The organism is Marivita sp., assembly GCF_048006345.1.
GTDB lineage: Bacteria > Pseudomonadota > Alphaproteobacteria > Rhodobacterales > Rhodobacteraceae > Marivita.
The window spans coordinates 469,901-486,704 of sequence record NZ_CP180351.1 but is presented as its reverse complement, the minus strand read 5'-3'; the positions used below and the strand labels follow the sequence as shown (position 1 = coordinate 486,704).

Annotated in this window: 13 protein-coding genes and 1 tRNA gene; 8 read left to right on the top strand and 6 right to left on the bottom strand. The window is 60.2% G+C overall.

The features are described from left to right. Window positions 1–11 precede the first annotated feature (11 nt). From ACMVPR_RS02495 to ACMVPR_RS02485, 3 genes are read left to right on the top strand one after another with little or no spacing between them, the layout of a single operon-like run. Window positions 12–776, top strand: a complete 765-nt coding sequence (locus ACMVPR_RS02495) for a DUF4198 domain-containing protein (RefSeq protein ID WP_416881562.1) — start codon at window positions 12–14, stop codon at window positions 774–776. Further along, the gene (locus ACMVPR_RS02490; RefSeq protein ID WP_416881561.1) at window positions 773–1,108 is read left to right on the top strand and encodes a hypothetical protein; all 336 of its coding nucleotides are present in this window, start codon (window positions 773–775) and stop codon (window positions 1,106–1,108) included. The genes ACMVPR_RS02495 and ACMVPR_RS02490 overlap by 4 nt, the downstream gene beginning before the upstream one ends. Continuing rightward, entirely contained in the window at window positions 1,108–1,980 is an 873-nt protein-coding gene (locus ACMVPR_RS02485; RefSeq protein ID WP_416881560.1) for a metal ABC transporter substrate-binding protein, read from the top strand. Before ACMVPR_RS02490 ends, ACMVPR_RS02485 begins: the two co-directional genes overlap by 1 nt. Window positions 1,981–2,782: 802 nt before the next feature. On the opposite strand, the gene ACMVPR_RS02480 is transcribed toward ACMVPR_RS02485, so the two are convergent. The 4 genes from ACMVPR_RS02480 to ACMVPR_RS02465 all read right to left on the bottom strand — a co-directional run bounded on the left by ACMVPR_RS02480 (window position 2,783) and on the right by ACMVPR_RS02465 (window position 6,960). Beyond that, window positions 2,783–2,859, bottom strand: a tRNA-Arg gene (locus tag ACMVPR_RS02480). A gap of 135 nt (window positions 2,860–2,994) precedes the next feature. Next, entirely contained in the window at window positions 2,995–5,145 is a 2,151-nt protein-coding gene (locus ACMVPR_RS02475; protein ID WP_416881559.1) for a malate synthase G, read from the bottom strand. Window positions 5,146–5,293: 148 nt separating this feature from the next. Then, on the bottom strand, window positions 5,294–5,443 hold the full coding sequence (locus ACMVPR_RS02470) for a DUF2256 domain-containing protein (RefSeq protein WP_416881558.1): 150 nt from the start codon (window positions 5,441–5,443) through the stop codon (window positions 5,294–5,296). Next, window positions 5,443–6,960 (bottom strand): FAD-binding domain-containing protein, encoded by a 1,518-nt coding sequence (locus tag ACMVPR_RS02465; RefSeq protein WP_416881557.1) that lies wholly within the window; start codon window positions 6,958–6,960, stop codon window positions 5,443–5,445. Before ACMVPR_RS02465 ends, ACMVPR_RS02470 begins: the two co-directional genes overlap by 1 nt. A gap of 116 nt (window positions 6,961–7,076) precedes the next feature. Here ACMVPR_RS02465 and pepN point away from each other — a divergent pair, with 116 nt between their 5' ends. Both pepN and ACMVPR_RS02455 read left to right on the top strand, forming a co-directional pair. Next, window positions 7,077–9,626 (top strand): aminopeptidase N, encoded by a 2,550-nt coding sequence (pepN, locus tag ACMVPR_RS02460; RefSeq protein WP_416881556.1) that lies wholly within the window; start codon window positions 7,077–7,079, stop codon window positions 9,624–9,626. Window positions 9,627–9,847: 221 nt separating this feature from the next. Continuing rightward, entirely contained in the window at window positions 9,848–10,708 is an 861-nt protein-coding gene (locus ACMVPR_RS02455; protein ID WP_416881555.1) for a 1-acyl-sn-glycerol-3-phosphate acyltransferase, read from the top strand. Here the strand turns inward: ACMVPR_RS02455 and ACMVPR_RS02450 are convergent. Further along, window positions 10,705–11,388, bottom strand: coding sequence for a transglycosylase SLT domain-containing protein (locus tag ACMVPR_RS02450; RefSeq protein ID WP_416881554.1), 684 nt, complete (start codon window positions 11,386–11,388; stop codon window positions 10,705–10,707). The genes ACMVPR_RS02455 and ACMVPR_RS02450 overlap by 4 nt on opposite strands. A 278-nt stretch (window positions 11,389–11,666) precedes the next feature. On the opposite strand from ACMVPR_RS02450, the gene ACMVPR_RS02445 reads away from it, so the two are divergent. Then, window positions 11,667–12,869, top strand: a complete 1,203-nt coding sequence (locus ACMVPR_RS02445) for a hypothetical protein (RefSeq protein WP_416881553.1) — start codon at window positions 11,667–11,669, stop codon at window positions 12,867–12,869. Between the two features lie 83 nt (window positions 12,870–12,952). Beyond that, window positions 12,953–14,467 (top strand): Asp-tRNA(Asn)/Glu-tRNA(Gln) amidotransferase subunit GatB, encoded by a 1,515-nt coding sequence (gene gatB / locus ACMVPR_RS02440; RefSeq protein WP_416881552.1) that lies wholly within the window; start codon window positions 12,953–12,955, stop codon window positions 14,465–14,467. Window positions 14,468–14,624: 157 nt separating this feature from the next. Here gatB and ACMVPR_RS02435 read toward each other — a convergent pair whose 3' ends face one another. Continuing rightward, complete coding sequence (locus ACMVPR_RS02435) at window positions 14,625–14,810, bottom strand: hypothetical protein (protein ID WP_416881551.1); 186 nt, start codon at window positions 14,808–14,810, stop codon at window positions 14,625–14,627. 142 nt (window positions 14,811–14,952) lie between these two features. Between ACMVPR_RS02435 and ACMVPR_RS02430 the strand changes: the two genes are divergently transcribed. Then, complete coding sequence (locus ACMVPR_RS02430) at window positions 14,953–16,671, top strand: tetratricopeptide repeat protein (protein WP_416881550.1); 1,719 nt, start codon at window positions 14,953–14,955, stop codon at window positions 16,669–16,671. The last annotated feature ends 133 nt before the right edge of the window (window positions 16,672–16,804 follow it).

Genomic DNA, 16,804 nt, shown 5'->3' with positions numbered 1-16,804 from the left:
GAGATCGCCTGATGAAAACCATGATGACCGCCGCGGCTATCGCCGCCCTCGCCACGACGGCCACTGCCCATTACGGCATGATCATTCCCTCCGACAATATGGTCAGCCAGGAAGACGGCCGCAGCATCGACCTGACGCTGTCCTTCTCCCATCCGTTTGAAAGCATCGGCATGGTGCTTGAACGCCCCGAGGCCTTCACAGTGACCCATGGCGAAGACACCACGGACCTGCTTGGCATGCTGGAAGATGCGCAGGTCATGGACCATCCCGGCTTTGCCATGGAATACCGGTTGGAACGCCCGGGCACCTATGTCTTTGCCATGACACCGCAACCCTATTGGGAACCGGAGGAAGACGCCTTTATCACCCATTTCACCAAGACCTACGTCTCGGCCTATGGCGATGACGAAGGCTGGGATGCCGAACTCGGCCTCAAAACCGAGATCGTTCCCCTGTCCAAGCCCTTCGCCCTGTGGGAAGGCAACATCTTCCAAGGCATCGTCAAGCTGGATGGCGAGGCCGTACCCTATGCCGAGGTCGAGGTGGAATACTACAATCAGGATGGCAGCGCTGTCGCCCCGTCTGATCTGATGATCACCCAGACCATCAAGGCGGATGCCGATGGCGTCTTCAGCTACGCCGTGCCGACAGCGGGCTGGTGGGGCTTTGCCGCGCTGAACACCGCCGACGACCCGATGCAGTTCGAAGGTCAGGACAAGGCGCACGAACTGGGCGCGGTGATCTGGGTGCATTTTGAACCCTGGGGCGCGCAGTGATCCGCGCTCTGATCGTTGCTCTTTGCGTTGCGGCCCTTCCGGTCGCAGCGCATGACCTGCGGGTCTTTGCCTCGGTCGCCGGCGAGACCGTGACGGTGGAGTCCACGTTTTCCTCTGGCCGAGTTCCGACAGGTGGCGAAATTCGTGTGCTGGATGCCGACAACGTGCTGCTGATGACCCTCGAGGTCGGCGCCGAAGGCAAGACGCAGTTCACCCTTCCCGACGGCGCGGCAGAGACCGGCCTAATGATCGAAGTCGATGTCAGCGAAGGGCACTCGGATTACTGGATGCTCACACCCGATGACATCGCCTATGGGCAGGGAACCAATTGATGCTCAAGCGCCTTGCCATCTGTTTGTCCTTGGTTGCCGGCGTCGCCAGCGCACAGGACCGCCCTGTTGTTGCAACGGTCAACTACCCGCTGGCCTGGATGGCCGAACGCCTTGGCGGGGATGCTGTGGAGGTGCTTTTCCCGGTACCCGAGGGGCGTGACCCGTCCTTCTGGCGACCGGGCCTGTCCGAAATCGCCGCCATCCAGCAGGCCGATCTGATCGCCCTGAATGGAGCCGGCTTCGCGACATGGACCACGCGCACCTCGCTTCCAGGCTCGCGCTTGGTCGATACCTCCGCCGGGTTCTCTGACGCCTACATCGCCACGCAATCCGTCACGCACAGCCATGGCGCGGATGGGGAGCATTCGCACACCGGAACGGCCAGCTACACGTGGCTCGATTTCGCGCAGGCCGCACGGCAAGCCGAGGCGCTGGCAGCAGCGATGAAGCGGCGGATGCCCGAGCTTGGTAATCAGATCGACGCGGCATTGCCGGGGTTGGTGACGGAGCTGACGGCGTTGGACGCAGAGGCGCGTGAGACCCTCACCACCTTGCAAGGAACAACGATCTTGGCGACCCACCCCCGGTATCAATATCTCGCGCGTGCCTATGGGTTAGACATCACCAGCCTGGAATGGGATGCAGGCGCAATGCCGAATGACACTCAGTGGCAGGAGCTGCAGACGATGGCCGGTGAGACAGCCGCAACCCTATTGATCTGGGAAGCAGCTCCACCAGAAGGTGCCATAGACCGCGCCAGCGAATTGGGCCTCAAATCCGTGGTCTTCTCCCCACTCGCAACCCGGCCTTCCAGCGGTGACTTTGTGTCGGTCTTGAAGACGCAAATCGCGGATATGGTTGCGGACAGGTAGTCGTTATCGTCTCGTAGAACGAGAACGATGGCACATTTGTTTTACCGATCTCGAGTTCGATTCCGACTAAATATTGCGTCCGCAGCGCAGGTCCGGTTCGGCGATGCTACATTGTGGCGAAGTCTCATATGACGAACGTCGGCTGAGGGCCGTTCTTACTAATGACGCAAAAGAGCCAAAGGCCGGGGGGGGGGGGGCACGTCGCCATCAACTCAAAGCGTCGATGTCGCAATACCAAATACAATCTCGTTCCAATCGGCTTCATAAACCGAAATGCACACGACGCAGTGCGAGATAACGCGATCGAAACATGAACATGCGCTGCACACGATGCCGTTCAACTGATTGAAATAAAATCAAAATCTCCACCATCCATCATCGGTTCGACGCTCAATTTAAGGTATTGTTTTTATAGTGATTATTCTGCTTTGGCCAAACTGCTGGCGGCAGATGTGGCTACGCTGGACTACGTCGTACTTTGCCAGAATTTGCCTCTCTACGTCGACATGTTGCACACACAGTGCACACGAAAGTGGGCTGCACCGCCATATCCCCCGCAGTGCTTGCCGGAACCAGCAGCTCTAGTTTTCTCGATGCGATGCTGGGCGAGATGAAAGATCGCGATACAAGCACGAACGCTGAAGTCATGCCCCTTCGATCAGAAGGCCAGGCCAAAAAATTCGATTGGTTGACGATACTGTTTCAGCTTACTGCCGCGACTGCACTGCTTACGCGACTTTCCCACGTAAGCACTTGGCCCCAAAGGCGACGAAAGAATAAGTAATTGATTTATAGCTTTTTTTGGCGCACCCGAGAGGATTCGAACCTCTGGCCTCTGCCTTCGGAGGGCAGCGCTCTATCCAGCTGAGCTACGGGTGCCTGACGTCTCTATACGCAGAAGGGTTTGGGGGCGCAAATGCAAATCTTACACAGCGCCCCGGTTTCTTGCGGCGGGTTTCGCCCGGTGACGATGCGTCAACGCATCGTTCGCTTCGGTTGACCGAAACGCACGCCTCAGCTGGCGGCTTTCAGCTCCAGACGGCGCTTGTGCAGCACCGGCTCGGTGTAGCCCGAGGGCTGCACGCGGCCTTCGAAGACCAGATCGCAGGCGGCTTTGAAGGCGATGGTCTCAAACCCCGGTGCCATTGCTGTGTAGGCCAGATCACCCGCATTCTGCGTGTCCACAACAGCGGCCATACGTTGCAGGATCTCCATCACGTCGTCCTTTGAGACCACGTCATGGTGCAGCCAGTTGGCGATGTGCTGCGCGCTGATGCGGCAGGTCGCGCGGTCCTCCATCAGGCCGATGTTGTTGATGTCGGGCACCTTGGAGCAGCCCACCCCCTGATCAACCCAGCGCACCACGTACCCGAGTATACCCTGCGCGTTGTTCTCGACCTCGCGGGTGATCTGGTCCTTCGACCATTTCTGGAACGCGGCCAGCGGGATATCGAGGATCGTATCGACATGCGCGCGACGCCCCCCCTTGCGCAGCTTGTCCTGCACGGCGAACACATCGATCTTGTGATAATGCAGCGCGTGCAGCGTGGCCGCCGTCGGAGACGGCACCCAAGCGCAGTTGGCGCCGGATTTCGGGTGTTCGATCTTCTGCTCCAACATGGCGGCCATCATGTCGGGCATGGCCCACATGCCTTTGCCGATCTGCGCTTTGCCCGAAAGACCACACTCAAGCCCGATATCCACGTTGCGGTTCTCGTAGCCGCCGATCCACGCCTTGCGCTTGATGAAGTCCTTGCGGCTGAAGGGTCCCGCTTCCATCGAGGTGTGGATCTCGTCACCCGTGCGATCAAGGAAGCCGGTGTTGATGAAGGCAACCCGGTGCTTGGCGGCGCGGATGCACTGTTTGAGATTCACCGATGTGCGGCGCTCCTCGTCCATGATGCCCAGCTTGACGGTGTATTGCGGCAGGCCCAGAGCCTTCTCGACGAACGTAAAGGTCTCATCGGCAAAGGCCACCTCGTCCGGCCCGTGCATCTTGGGCTTTACCACGTAAACCGACCCGTGATGCGAATTGCGCAGGCCCGCGGTCTTGCCCAGATCGTGCTTGGCGATGAGCGTGGTGATCATTGCGTCCATCAGACCTTCATAAATCTCGATCCCGTCCTTGAGCAGGATCGCCGGATTGGTCATCAGGTGGCCCACATTGCGCACCAGCATCAGAGCACGGCCCTTGATCGTGACCTCACTCTTGCCGTCCGGCGCGGTGTAGGTCAGGTCGGAGTTCAGCGCGCGGGTAACGGTCTTGCCGCCCTTTTCGAACGTGTCGGCCAGATCGCCCTTCATCAGGCCCAGCCAGTTGGAATAGGCCAGCGTCTTGTCCTCGGCATCGACGCAGGCGACCGAGTCTTCGCAATCCATGATTGCGCTGATCGCGCTTTCAAGTCGCACATCCGCCAGCCCCGCCTGATCGCGGCTGCCGATGAAATGCGTGCGGTCAAAGACCAGTTCGACATGCAGACCGTTGTTCCGCAGCAGCACAGCATCGGGTGCTTTGGGGTGGCCCTTGTACCCGATGAACTTTTCCGGCTGCGCCAGCGGCATATCGTCAATCAGCAGCGCGCCGTTGTGAACATAGTAGCGGCGCACATCGGCATGGCTGCCACCCTCGATCGGAAATGCTTCATCAAGGAAGACACGCGCACGTGCCACAACGCGGGCACCTCGGCCTTTGTCATAGCCGCCTTTGGGTGCGGGTGTGCCCATCGCGTCGGTGCCGTAAAAGCCATCATAAAGGCTACCCCAGCGGGCATTGGCGGCGTTCAGCGCGTAGCGGGCGTTGGTGATCGGCACGACAAGCTGCGGGCCGGGAACGCTGGCGATCTCGGGATCGGTGTTGACCGTTTCGATCTCGAAATCATCGCCTTCGTCCAGCAGGTAACCAATCTCGGACAGAAACGCCTTATAGGCCTCGTGGTCATGCGGCTGGTTGCGGTGGCGGATGTGCCATTCGTCGATCTGGGTCTGCAGGTCTTCGCGCGTTTTCAGCAGCGTCGCGTTCTTCGGGCCAAACTCATGCGCCAGCGTCGACAGCGCGGCCCAGAACGCATCGGCTTCGACACCGGTGCCGGGCAAGGCCTGCCCTTCGATGAAATCAAAAAGCGTCTGGTCGATCTGCAGTCCGTGGCGGTCGATGCGCGTGCTCATGGCGGTTATCCCCTCGCTGTATACGGCGGTATTCCATTAGAAAGAAAGTTTCCGATCCGCAACAGGTTTGGTCAGGTTATCTGACCAAAAATAGTGCATTTTGGAAATCTTGATAATCGACTGCGACTCTTCCGTGTTTGACGAAAGATCACGCCTTCCTCTTGGCCTTACGGCACCGATCCGAACAGTATTTCACCTCGTCCCAAACCTTTTCCCACTTCTTGCGCCATGTGAACGGCAGCCCGCAGCTGGCACAGGTCTTGGTGGGCAGGTCGGATTTCTTGCGCTTTTTGGGCACTACAGGTCCAGTGTCAGTTGTGCGCTATCGGATTTGGTCCGGCGCGGTTTGCGTGGTGCGCGGTCATTGACGAAATGCCCGGCGCTGTCTTTGCGGCTGGCATGTTTGTGGATCACGCGCTGCGTCTCGGATCGGTCCACGCTGCGGCGCATGGAGAAAATGCGGTCCCGTGCGGCACGGGCAGCCTCGCCCACATCGATGATCGGCTCCGGATAGGTCTTGCCCAGCACCCGCCCTGCCCCATCCCATGTCCATGGCGTTTGCAGATGCTTGTCTGGCACATCTGCCAGCTCGGGCAGCCAGTGTCGTGTGAAAGCGCCGGTTGGATCCTGGTCAGAGCCCTGCTTGATCGGGTTGTAAATGCGCGGCGTGTTGATGCCCGTGGTACCCGATTGCATCTGCATCTGGGACCAATGGATGCCCGGCTCATAATCCGTAAACATCCGGGCCAAGTGTTTGCCGGTGCTGCGCCAATCAAGCCAAAGATGGTAACTCGCCACGCTGACCACCATCGCCCGCATCCGGAAATTGAGCCAACCGGTGGCGCGCAATGACCGCATGCAGGCGTCAAGGAAAGGCAGACCGGTTTCGCCATTTTCCCATGCGCTCAGGCGGCTCTGATCCGGTTCCAACGGGCGCATGCCTTCATAGGCGCGGTGCAGGCAGCGATGTTCGAGGGCTGGTTCATCCTCCAGCTTCTGCATGAAGTGATCGCGCCATGCGAGGCGGGACTGAAACGACTTGAGGCTGCCGACCCAGCCATCGCGCGGCCCGCCCTTGACCTCGCGCTGGCGGGCTGCGGTGGCCTGTGCCACCTCACGCACGGTGATTGTTCCGAACGCCAGATGCGGACTGAGGCGCGAACAGGCCACGGCCCCTTCCAAAGGCGAGGACATAGCGCTGCGATAGGTTTGCCCCCGGTCTGTCAGGAAGCCGCCAAGCAGAGAAAGCGCGTGGTCTCGTCCTCCCGGTTGCCTGTCTGAACAGACATCCGGCGCGCAGAGCGTGGGGATCGGGTCCGACGGCAGGTCGCAGGGCGGCAACGCCTTTGGTACCGTGATCTGAGCCCGCGCCATAAAGGCGTTGCGCTGTCCCGCCCAACCGTCGCGCTCCTGCAGACGGCGCACAACGCCCGATTGCGGCAGTTCGGTCCATCGAACGCCCTGGCCTCTTGCCCATGCAGCCACGCGCTTGTCACGTTCAAAGGTCCAAGCGTTGCCCGTTTCTTCATGACTCACCAGATCGTCGAATTTTACCGTTTGGTACAAATCTTCCAGCACCGTAACTGCATCGCCCAAACGCAGGACCAAATCGCTGCCAAGTCCACGTAATGCAGTTTGCAAATCAGCCAGACTCTCGCGCAAAAACGCGAACTGTCGACCCGACGTATCGGTCAAAGCCCAATAATCCGGCTCGACGATATAGAGCGGTACGACTTTTTCATCCCGCGCGACCAAGGCCAGAGCGGGGTTGTCATGGATGCGCAGGTCGCGTTTGAACCATAGGATTGTCGTCATGCCTGCACATCTAGGCAGCGCGCGCCGCGCGACCAGTGATGGAACCCGTTTCCCTTCTTCCAAATCGCGGCGTAGGTACTACCTCAACACGCAATGATCCCAATTCGGAGCTTCTGATGAAAGACGCCGCGCCCAAGACGATCTACCTCAAGGATTACACGCCCTTTGGCTATGTGGTGGAGAGTGTTCACCTGACCTTTCGTTTGGCGCCGACTTCCACGCGGGTGATCAGCCGGATTGCGTTTGCGCCAAATCCGGATGCGACGGACCGGGCGTTTTTCCTGCATGGCGAAGAGCTTTCCCTGATCTGGGCCAAGATCGACGGGCAAGACGTATTGCCTGACGTGACCGACGACGGGCTGCGCTGCACCGTGCCGGACACGCCGTTCATTTGGGAGGCCGAAGTCGAGATCAGCCCGCAGACCAACACCGCGCTCGAGGGGCTTTACATGTCGAACGGCATGTATTGCACCCAATGCGAGGCGGAAGGGTTCCGCAAGATCACCTACTATCCGGACCGCCCGGACGTGATGAGCACCTTCACCGTACGAATCGAAGGTGAAGAAAAGGTGAAGCTGTCCAATGGAAACCCGGTTGGCAGTGGTGATGGCTGGGCGGAATGGCACGACCCGTGGCCGAAGCCCGCCTATCTTTTTGCGTTGGTGGCCGGCGATCTGGTGAACCATCCCGACCGGTTCACAACCATGTCCGGCAAGGAAGTGGAGTTAAACATCTGGGTCCGCCCGGGTGACGAGGACAAATGCGCGTTCGGGATGGAAGCGCTTAAAAAATCAATGACTTGGGATGAAGAGGTTTACGGGCGCGAATATGATCTCGATATCTTCAACATCGTCGCGGTCGACGACTTCAACATGGGCGCGATGGAGAACAAGGGGCTGAACGTCTTCAATTCCTCCTGCGTTCTGGCCTCGCCCGAAACGTCGACCGACATGAATTTCGAGAGAATTGAAGCGATTATTGCGCATGAGTATTTCCACAACTGGACGGGCAACCGGATCACCTGCCGTGACTGGTTCCAGCTTTGCCTGAAAGAGGGGTTAACGGTCTTCCGCGATGCGCAATTCACGGCGGATATGCGCTCGGAACCGGTGAAACGCATCAGCGACGTGATCGACCTGCGTGCGCGTCAATTCCCCGAAGATCAAGGCCCATTGAGCCACCCGGTGCGGCCGGAGAGTTTTCAGGAAATTAACAATTTCTACACCGCCACGGTCTATGAAAAAGGTGCCGAGGTGATCGGCATGCTCAAAACGCTGGTTGGTGACGATGCTTATAAACGTGCTCTTGATCTCTATTTTGACCGCCATGATGGTCAGGCCTGCACCATCGAGGATTGGCTTCGCGTGTTCGAGGATGCCACGGGCCGCGACCTTGCGCAGTTCAAGCTTTGGTATTCGCAATCCGGCACCCCCCGCGTTTCGGTGTCAGAGGATTGGGCGGACGGGGTCTATACCCTGACCTTCAGACAGCACACACCGCCGACGCCCGGCCAGGATGTGAAAGACCCCAAGGTCATTCCCGTCGCTGTGGGCCTGCTCAACCCCAATGGGGATGAGGTGGTGCCGACACGTGTGCTGGAAATGACAAAGGCCGAACAGAGTTTTGCCTTCGAAGGGCTGGCCAGCAAGCCGATACCGTCGATCCTGCGCGGGTTTTCTGCCCCAATCGTACTCGAGCGCACCGTCAGCCGCGAAGAACGCGCGTTTCTGTTGGCGCATGACACCGACGCCTTCAACCGCTGGGAAGCAAACCGCAATCTTGCCCGCGACTGCCTCGTGGCGATGATCCGCAATGGTGCAGGTCCGGATATGGCTTGGCTCGAAGGGTTGGAACGGGTTGTCCGGGATGACACCCTTGATCCGGCATTCCGGGCGCTGATGCTGTCGCTGCCGACCCAATCAGAGATGGCGCAGGTGCTGTTCGAGATGGGCACAACGCCCGACCCTGACGCGATCTGGCAGGCAGCAGAAGACCTGCGTGGCCATATGGCCGAGGCGTGGCAAGGGTTCCTCCCGGAGCTTCGTGCCTCGGTCGCGGTTGATGCGCCGTACAAGCCGGATGCAGAGCAGTCAGGGAAACGGTCCCTAGGGTCAGCCTTGCTCGCCTTGCAGTCGCGTCTTGATGGTGGGGCTGCCGCACAGGCGCAATACGATGCGGCAGACGATATGACGTTGCAGCTTTCTGCGCTGTCACAGCTGATTTCCGCCGGACAGGGCGCTGCGGCGACCAAGGCGTTCGAACAGCAATGGAAACACGACCGTTTGGTGATGGACAAATGGTTCGGGTTGCAGGTGGGCATGGCGAAACCGGACATGGCGGTGGATGTGGCAGAAGGATTGGTGGAACACCCAGCCTTTGACATGGGCAATCCCAACCGGTTCCGCGCGGTCATGGGAGGGTTTGCCATGAACCATGCCGGGTTCCACCGAAAGGATGGTGCGGGATACGCGTTCCTTGCCGATTGGTTGATCAAGCTGGACGACAAGAACCCGCAGACCACGGCGCGGATGTGTTCGGTATTCCAGACCTGGAAGCGTTATGATGACGGTCGGCAAGCGCTCATCCGCGCCCAGTTGGAGCGGATCAAGGCCAAACCGAAGCTGAGCCGCGACACGGACGAGATGGTCAGCCGCATCCTGGGTTGATGCGCCCTGGCAAAGCGGCGGCGGCCCTGATGGCCATTCGCCAGTGCCTTGGATGAAAAAATCTTCTTTGCCGTGGAACCGGCAGGGCATTGCCGACGTTTGCCGATAAGTGGCATGACACCGCGCAGAACCGTCCGCTCTGGATTTATGACTTGCCTCCCGGTGCGGAATGTCCTGCGGTTGTCATGCCATTGTCACGCTGCTCTGGCAGGAGAGCTCGCATGAAAGACCGCATCGACCCGCTGATCGAGGACCGCGCGCCTTGGTTGTTTCGCCCGACACTGGCCGCCTCGTTGGCGCGTCCCGCGTTGAACAGGCTTTTGGGGTATGACCGGACGGTCGCTCTGGGCGAAGAGGTTCAGCACCTCAGCTCTCTTGAGATAATGACCGTGATGGCCGACATGCTCGCCCGCGATGTGTCTGTGTCCGGCCTTGGCCAAATTCCCCGGCACGGGGCGGCGATGATCGTGGCCAACCACCCGACCGGCATCGCCGACGGGATCATTCTGCATTCCGCACTGCGCGAGGTGCGCACCGACGCGTATTATTTCGCGAATCACGACATCCTCAAGGTGTTGCCGCAGATGGGCGACATGATCGCGCCCGTTGAATGGCGCAAGGAGCGGCGCAGCCATGCCAAGACACGCGGCACGATGGTGTTCGCCCGCAAGGCTGTGGAAGACGGGCGGCTGGGCGTGATCTTTCCGTCGGGAAGGCTGGCGAAACGGCGCGGTGCGCGTCTGCATGAACGACCTTGGATGGCGTCCGCTGCGATGCTTGCGCGCAAATTCGAGCTGCCTGTGATCCCGATCCACCTGCAGGCGCGCAATTCGGCGCTGTTCTACCTGTTCGATGCAATCCACCCGACGCTGCGGGACATCACGCTGTTTCACGAGACGCTGAACAAGAACCGACAGCCTTTTGAAATTCGCATCGGCGAGCCGATCTCTCCAAAGGCGCTGCCCGAAAATTCGGAAGAGGGAATTGCACTCCTGCGCCGCGCAACTCTGGCTTTGGGGGAACCCCGAAAACAAGGTGTTTCGCTGCTGGACGCCACTCGTTTTCCGGCCCGGCGGGCCTAGAAGCCGCGGGTCGAGACCACACCTTCCCAGGGGGCACGCACTGGGCGCGCCACAGGCCGCAAAGACCGCGAAAGCCCTGCGCAATAAGGCTGCGCGCGGGTCCATGCCATCATGTCGGTGCGTTTCGTGCGGCTGTGAAACGGGCCCCAATCCGCTGCAACGCCACGCATGCCATGGGACACGACCCCATCGCGCGGCACGGTCACTGCCATGATCCGCAGAGCGCATTGCAGGTTCGCGGCACCGCTCTTCAAATCCTCGCGTGAGGTGGCCTTACAGCCGTAGCCACGCGCTGTGGCAGGCAGGATCTGCAAAAGGCCGTACCACTTGCCACCCCCGCCGACAGCGTTCGGACGGAAGGTGCTTTCGTGCTTGGCCAGCGTCGACAGCAGACCGATCCAGAACGCCTCCCGCGCCGCGGTATCGTTGGTCACGTAGGCCGGACACCAGTCGCCGATGTCCTTGGGCACGACGCGCGGAAGAACACTGGCATGGCTGCGCAATGCCGTGAGCGCGGCACGAGACCAACGATCCGCCTCGCGCCGGTGGCTCCAGCGCATTTCGGGAAGAGGGGTGTAATTGCGCGCAACCGGTCTGAGCGACACGGTCAGCGCGTTGGTTGATTGCGTATCAACCATTGTGGCGGGTGAGGCGGCAACAGCCCCGGCTAAACCAAGCACACACACCGCCACGCATATGATCCCCCAGCGTGACATCGGATTTTGATTTCCGATTTTTTCCCAAAAATCAAGGAAAAGCGCAAAACGCCGCCCTCATGAGCGGGTTTCAGCCTCGAAGGCGGGTGACTTGCGAATTGTCGCCGATGCTCGAAAGAGCGCCCTCGGAATACCCATACGAAATCGCTTTGCCGCCCGATTTGCGACACGTTTTTCGGGCATTTCAAAGATCGAATGTTGCTCGTCCGGCCCATAACCCGGATCTTCCAAAGGCCATTGCCATGACCGTTTTGAACAACCTCACAAGCCTGATCCGCCGAGGACGCGGCGCTGCGTCTGACACCGCACCGCGCGGAAAAGTTCTGAACATCGAAGCACTTGGCATGACCCCGAAATCCGAGCGTCCCTTCCTGGTCACCAGCGAAGAGGAAGACGTCCACCACGCATTGTTCGAGGCCGGACTCTATCTCGCCCGCCAGGACGCGTGGGCAACTCTCGGGGATCGCATTCGCGAAGCCGATTCCAAACGCAGCCTTACGCCCGGCGGCGTGCCCGAGGCCGAGATTCTTGCCGAGGGAGCGCGTGCAGATGCCGTCACAGCAGCGACCCGTGCGGTCACTGCGGGCGATGAACTGGGCGCGGCATCCATCATGAACGAAATGCAGCTCGTCCTCGAGGAAACACCGCAGGATCACGGCGTTGCCTATGTCGTGGCGATGGCCCATGTCGACATCGGCTGGGCTTGGCGCGGCGAAGGATGGCGACAGGATATTCCCGCCGCGCACCGCGCCGCGTTTTTCCGCCATTTCCGCAGTGCTGCGGGCCTGATCGACCAATATGATGCGTTCGAGTTGGATTCGCCCATGCTGGCATCTGTCCGCTGCGCGCTGCTGACGGCCGAAACCCAACCCCGCACCCGCGCCAGCGACGATTACGAAGACCTGATCGACCTTGCGCCCAACGTAGCCAAATACATGCGTGCACTGGGCAATCACATGCTCCCACGCTGGTTTGGCAGTTACGAACGGCTTGACCATGAGGCGCGTCGCACGATGGAGCGTACGGCGGATGTCTGGGGCGCGGGCGGTTACACCTGGACCTATTTCGATGCGCTGACCGTCGATGATGAGGCGTTTGCGCTGCTGGATGCCGACCTGTTCTGCACCGGCATCCGGGACATTCTTGCCCGCCGCGCCGACCAGCACACGGTCAACACCTTTGCCGCCTACACCGGGACGGCACTGGAACCCGAGGGCGTCAATCAGGACGCTCGGGCGCGGATCGCCGACTGTTTCGACTGGATCGTCGCCGACTACCTGCGCGAGGTGCATCCCCGCATCTGGTACGCCGCAAAGGGCGTCTGGGCCACCCGCCTTGAAGATCGGGACCGACTGGCCAAAGGGCGCCAGCGCGCCTCGGCGGCGCTGGACCGCCATGCCAAGGGGCTGCCACCCGTCACCGCACCCCGGCGTCCTGACGCCTGAGGCCGGGAAACCCGGCACGGCCCCCTTGCCCCCTGCCCCCCTCTGGCGTATTCCACCGGGCGTTCCTGCCAAGAGGATTTGCCATGCTGGACCTGACCTTCGACGCCCCGAAACCCAAAGTGATTGCTGGCGCAAAGCATGACTGGGAACTGGTCATCGGGATGGAAGTGCACGCACAGATCGCCTCCAAGGCCAAGCTCTTCTCGGGCGCGTCGACCCAATTCGGGGCAGAGCCGAACTCAAACGTGGCCTTCGTGGATGCGGCCATGCCGGGGATGCTGCCGGTCATCAACGAGTTCTGTGTTGAGCAGGCGGTGCGCACAGGCTTGGGCCTGAAGGCACAGATCAACCTCGTAAGTGCTTTTGATCGCAAGAATTATTTCTATCCGGACCTGCCGCAGGGCTACCAGATCAGCCAGCTTTATCACCCGATCGTGGGCGAAGGCGAAGTGATCGTCGACATGGAACCGGGCATCGCGCGGCGGGTGCGGATCGAACGCATCCATATCGAGCAGGACGCGGGCAAGTCGATCCACGACATGGATCCGGCGATGTCGTTCGTGGATTTGAACCGGACCGGTGTGGCGCTGATGGAGATTGTCAGCCGTCCGGACATTCGCGGGCCGGAAGAGGCGGCGGCGTATGTGGTGAAGCTGCGGCAGATCCTGCGGTATCTGGGGACGTGTGACGGAAACATGCAGAACGGCAACCTGCGCGCGGATGTGAACGTGTCGGTCTGTCGTCCCGGCCAGTACGAGAAGTATCAGGAAACACAGGATTTTTCCCATCTCGGCACGCGCTGCGAGATCAAGAACATGAACTCCATGCGGTTCATCCAGATGGCCATCGACTACGAGGCGCGGCGGCAGATTGCGATCCTTGAGAATGGCGGCAGCATCGATCAGGAAACGCGGCTCTATGATCCGGATAAAAATGAAACAAGATCAATGCGTTCCAAGGAAGAGGCGCATGATTACCGGTATTTCCCGTGCCCGGATCTGCTGCCCCTCGAGATCGAACAGGCCTGGGTGGACGACATCGCGGCGTCCCTGCCAGAGCTGCCGGACGAGAAAAAATCACGTTTTGTCAATGAGTTCGGCCTGTCCGAATATGACGCGGGCGTGTTGACGGCGGACACGGCGAACGCGGGCTACTTCGAAGAGGTGGTCGCGGGGTGCGGCGATGGGAAGCTGGCGGCGAACTGGGTGATCAATGAACTTTTTGGACGGTTGAAAAAAAAGGATCACGACATCACGGAAAGCCCGGTCTCGCCCGCACAACTGGCTGGAATCATTGCACTAATCAAGTCGGGTGACATCTCGGGCAAGATCGCGAAGGACCTCTTTGAGATCGTCTATACCGAAGGTGGGGACCCGGCGGAGATTGTGGACGCGCGGGGGATGAAACAGGTCACGGACACGGGTGCCATCGAGAAAGCAGTGGACGAGATCATCGCGGCGAACCCGGCGCAGGTGGAAAAAGCCCAGCAAAATCCGAAGCTTGCAGGCTGGTTCGTGGGCCAGGTGATGAAGGCCACGGGCGGCAAGGCCAACCCGGCGGCGGTCAACCAGTTGGTGATGGCGAAGCTGGGGCTGTAAAGCGCCCATAAAATGGGCTTTTGTACGGTTCAAGGGATCGAACCGTACGGCCCAGAGAGGAAAAACGGGCCATTTCGGCCCGTTTTTGCGTTTTCGGGGGGTCTTGGGGGTGAACCGTACGGAAGGGAAGCCCGAAGCTTACGGTTGATCCGTACGGTCAGTGCCTTTGCGCCACCATCGTGCAATACAGAGCTGTCGCGATCTGCGCGACGGTCTCTTTTTCGATCACGCCAAGGCACCCTGCACCATAGGCAAGCGCCAGTCCGGCATAGGTCACGCGGTGGCACCAGATGGTGCAAAGCAACGACCGCAGGGTTAACTTCATTTTCAGTAGCAGTGTCATATGTTTGGTTCCGTTCATCTTTGAGTTGCGAAACCAGCGCTGGTGAGGTCATGTTTGCCTGACCCCACACGCAATGAACCGACCGCAAAAATCGGAAGTTGTCGGGGTTTGTGTTTGTTCGTGGGGAAGTGTGGGGAAACCAGTGTCGAACTTTGGGAAGCGCTTTGGTGCGTTGATTGCGCGAAAGCGCGAGGACAGGGGTTGGTCCTTTTCCGAACTGGCCGTCGCGGCCTATGGGGATGACGGTCAGGGCGGTGAGACCCGGAAATCGGATGTTCAGAAACTGGAGATTGGCGGGTCTGCCAAACCGACGGCGCGAACGATCAAGCGGTATCGGGACGCGCTTGGGCTGACGCAGGAAGAGATCGACGCTTGCCGCACACCGGAAGAATTGCAGCTTGCGCAATATGCCGAGGCGCTGTTCGACGTCATCAAGGGTGCGGTGGCGCAGACCGACGTATCAGATGACCTCGCCCATGAACTGTCGGAACGCTACGCAGCAGGAAACCCGGAGGATTTCGAAGGGGCTGTGCGCGGTTTGATGCGGGCTTTGGAAATTGCTGCGAAACGCCCGACTACGGGCAACCTAGACACCGATGTGAACGACATCATTGCCGAGGTAAAGCGACTTAACGAAGAAGGTCAGTTGGAAGATGCCGCGCGCGCTTTGGACGAAGCGCTTGAGGCGGAACTGGCCGAGGAAGAGCGACGTGCTGCAGGGATCGACGCTTTGATCCGCGAAGGGATCGATCAGGCGATCTTGATGCGGGATATCGAAAAGGCGGCGGCGCTGGTGGCTAGGCAGGTAGAGCGGGAGACACCCGACCCAACAAAACGGTTTGAGGTGCTAAGTTCAACGATCGAAATTTGGCTGAACCGTGGACGCGACAAAGGATTGGCGTTTGACCTTGAGGTTAGCATTCGATTGGCACGAACGCTGCTGGAAGTCAGTAAATCAGAAGATGAACGTGGCGCCTCATTCGTATGGCATGGAATTGGTCAGCAAACCCTCGGGGAACGCGAAAGCGGGAACACGCGGTTAGAGGAGGCGGTGGCGGCCTATCGCGCGGCCTTGGAGGAATACACGCGCGAGCGGGTGCCGCTGGACTGGGCTATGACGCAGAACAATCTGGGCGGTGCACTCCGAATACTCGGGTTCCGCGAAAGTGGGACCGCACGGTTGGAGGAGGCGCTGGCGGCCTATCGCGCGGCGTTGGAGGAATACACGCGGGAAAGGGTGCCGCTCGATTGGGCCATGACACAGAACAATCTAGGCCTAGCGTTATTCAATCTCGGGGAACGCGAAAGCGGGACCGCGCGGCTAGAGGAGGCGGTTAAGGCCTATCGCGCGGCGCTGGAGGAGTACAGACTTGAACTGTCGCCGCGGAACTGGGCTGTGGTACAGAACAATCTCGGCAATGCGCTGCGGGCCCTCGGGGAACGCGAAAGCGGGACCGCGTGGTTGGAGGAGGCAGTGGCGGCCTTTCGCGCGGCGCTGGAGGAACGCACGCGGGAGCGGGTGCCGCTGGACTGGGCCATGACGCAGAACAATCTGGGCAATGCGCTACAAACCCTCGGGGGGCGCGAAAGCGGGACCACGCGGTTGGAGGAGGCCGTGGCGGCCTATCGTGCGGCGCTGGAGGAATACACGCGGGACCGGGTGCCGTTTCAGTGGGCCATGACGATTGAAAACCTTGGGTTGGTATATGAAGCCTTCTTCGACGAGACGGGGGAGCGGGCGCGGTTGGAGGAGGCGGTTGCCTTGGTGCGGGCGGCGCGCGAGGTTTGGGATGAGGCCGGGGCGTCGTATTACATCGAAAAGTCCGATTGGATTTTGGCGGATATGGAGGCGAAGCTTTGAGGGTTGGGCGTTTGGGTGCGCCTGTCGGGGCTTTAGGGTGCCGGGCTTAAGCCCGGCCTACGGGGTTGGGCCGGGGTGGTGCGTGCGAGCACGCACCCTACGGGGTGGCTTTGACGCGGTGGTTGTGATCCTG

Excerpts from the sequence above, each read along its gene's own strand:
- gatB (WP_416881552.1), top strand. The coding sequence starts at position 12,953 with ATGCTGGACCTGACCTTCGACGCCCCGAAACCCAAAGTGATTGCTGGC.
- ACMVPR_RS02475 (WP_416881559.1), bottom strand. The coding sequence starts at position 5,145 with ATGAGCACGCGCATCGACCGCCACGGACTGCAGATCGACCAGACGCTT.
- pepN (WP_416881556.1), top strand. The coding sequence starts at position 7,077 with ATGAAAGACGCCGCGCCCAAGACGATCTACCTCAAGGATTACACGCCC.
- ACMVPR_RS02485 (WP_416881560.1), top strand. The coding sequence starts at position 1,108 with ATGCTCAAGCGCCTTGCCATCTGTTTGTCCTTGGTTGCCGGCGTCGCC.
- ACMVPR_RS02455 (WP_416881555.1), top strand. The coding sequence starts at position 9,848 with ATGAAAGACCGCATCGACCCGCTGATCGAGGACCGCGCGCCTTGGTTG.
- ACMVPR_RS02435 (WP_416881551.1), bottom strand. The coding sequence starts at position 14,810 with ATGACACTGCTACTGAAAATGAAGTTAACCCTGCGGTCGTTGCTTTGC.
- ACMVPR_RS02445 (WP_416881553.1), top strand. The coding sequence starts at position 11,667 with ATGACCGTTTTGAACAACCTCACAAGCCTGATCCGCCGAGGACGCGGC.
- ACMVPR_RS02465 (WP_416881557.1), bottom strand. The coding sequence starts at position 6,960 with ATGACGACAATCCTATGGTTCAAACGCGACCTGCGCATCCATGACAAC.
- ACMVPR_RS02495 (WP_416881562.1), top strand. The coding sequence starts at position 12 with ATGAAAACCATGATGACCGCCGCGGCTATCGCCGCCCTCGCCACGACG.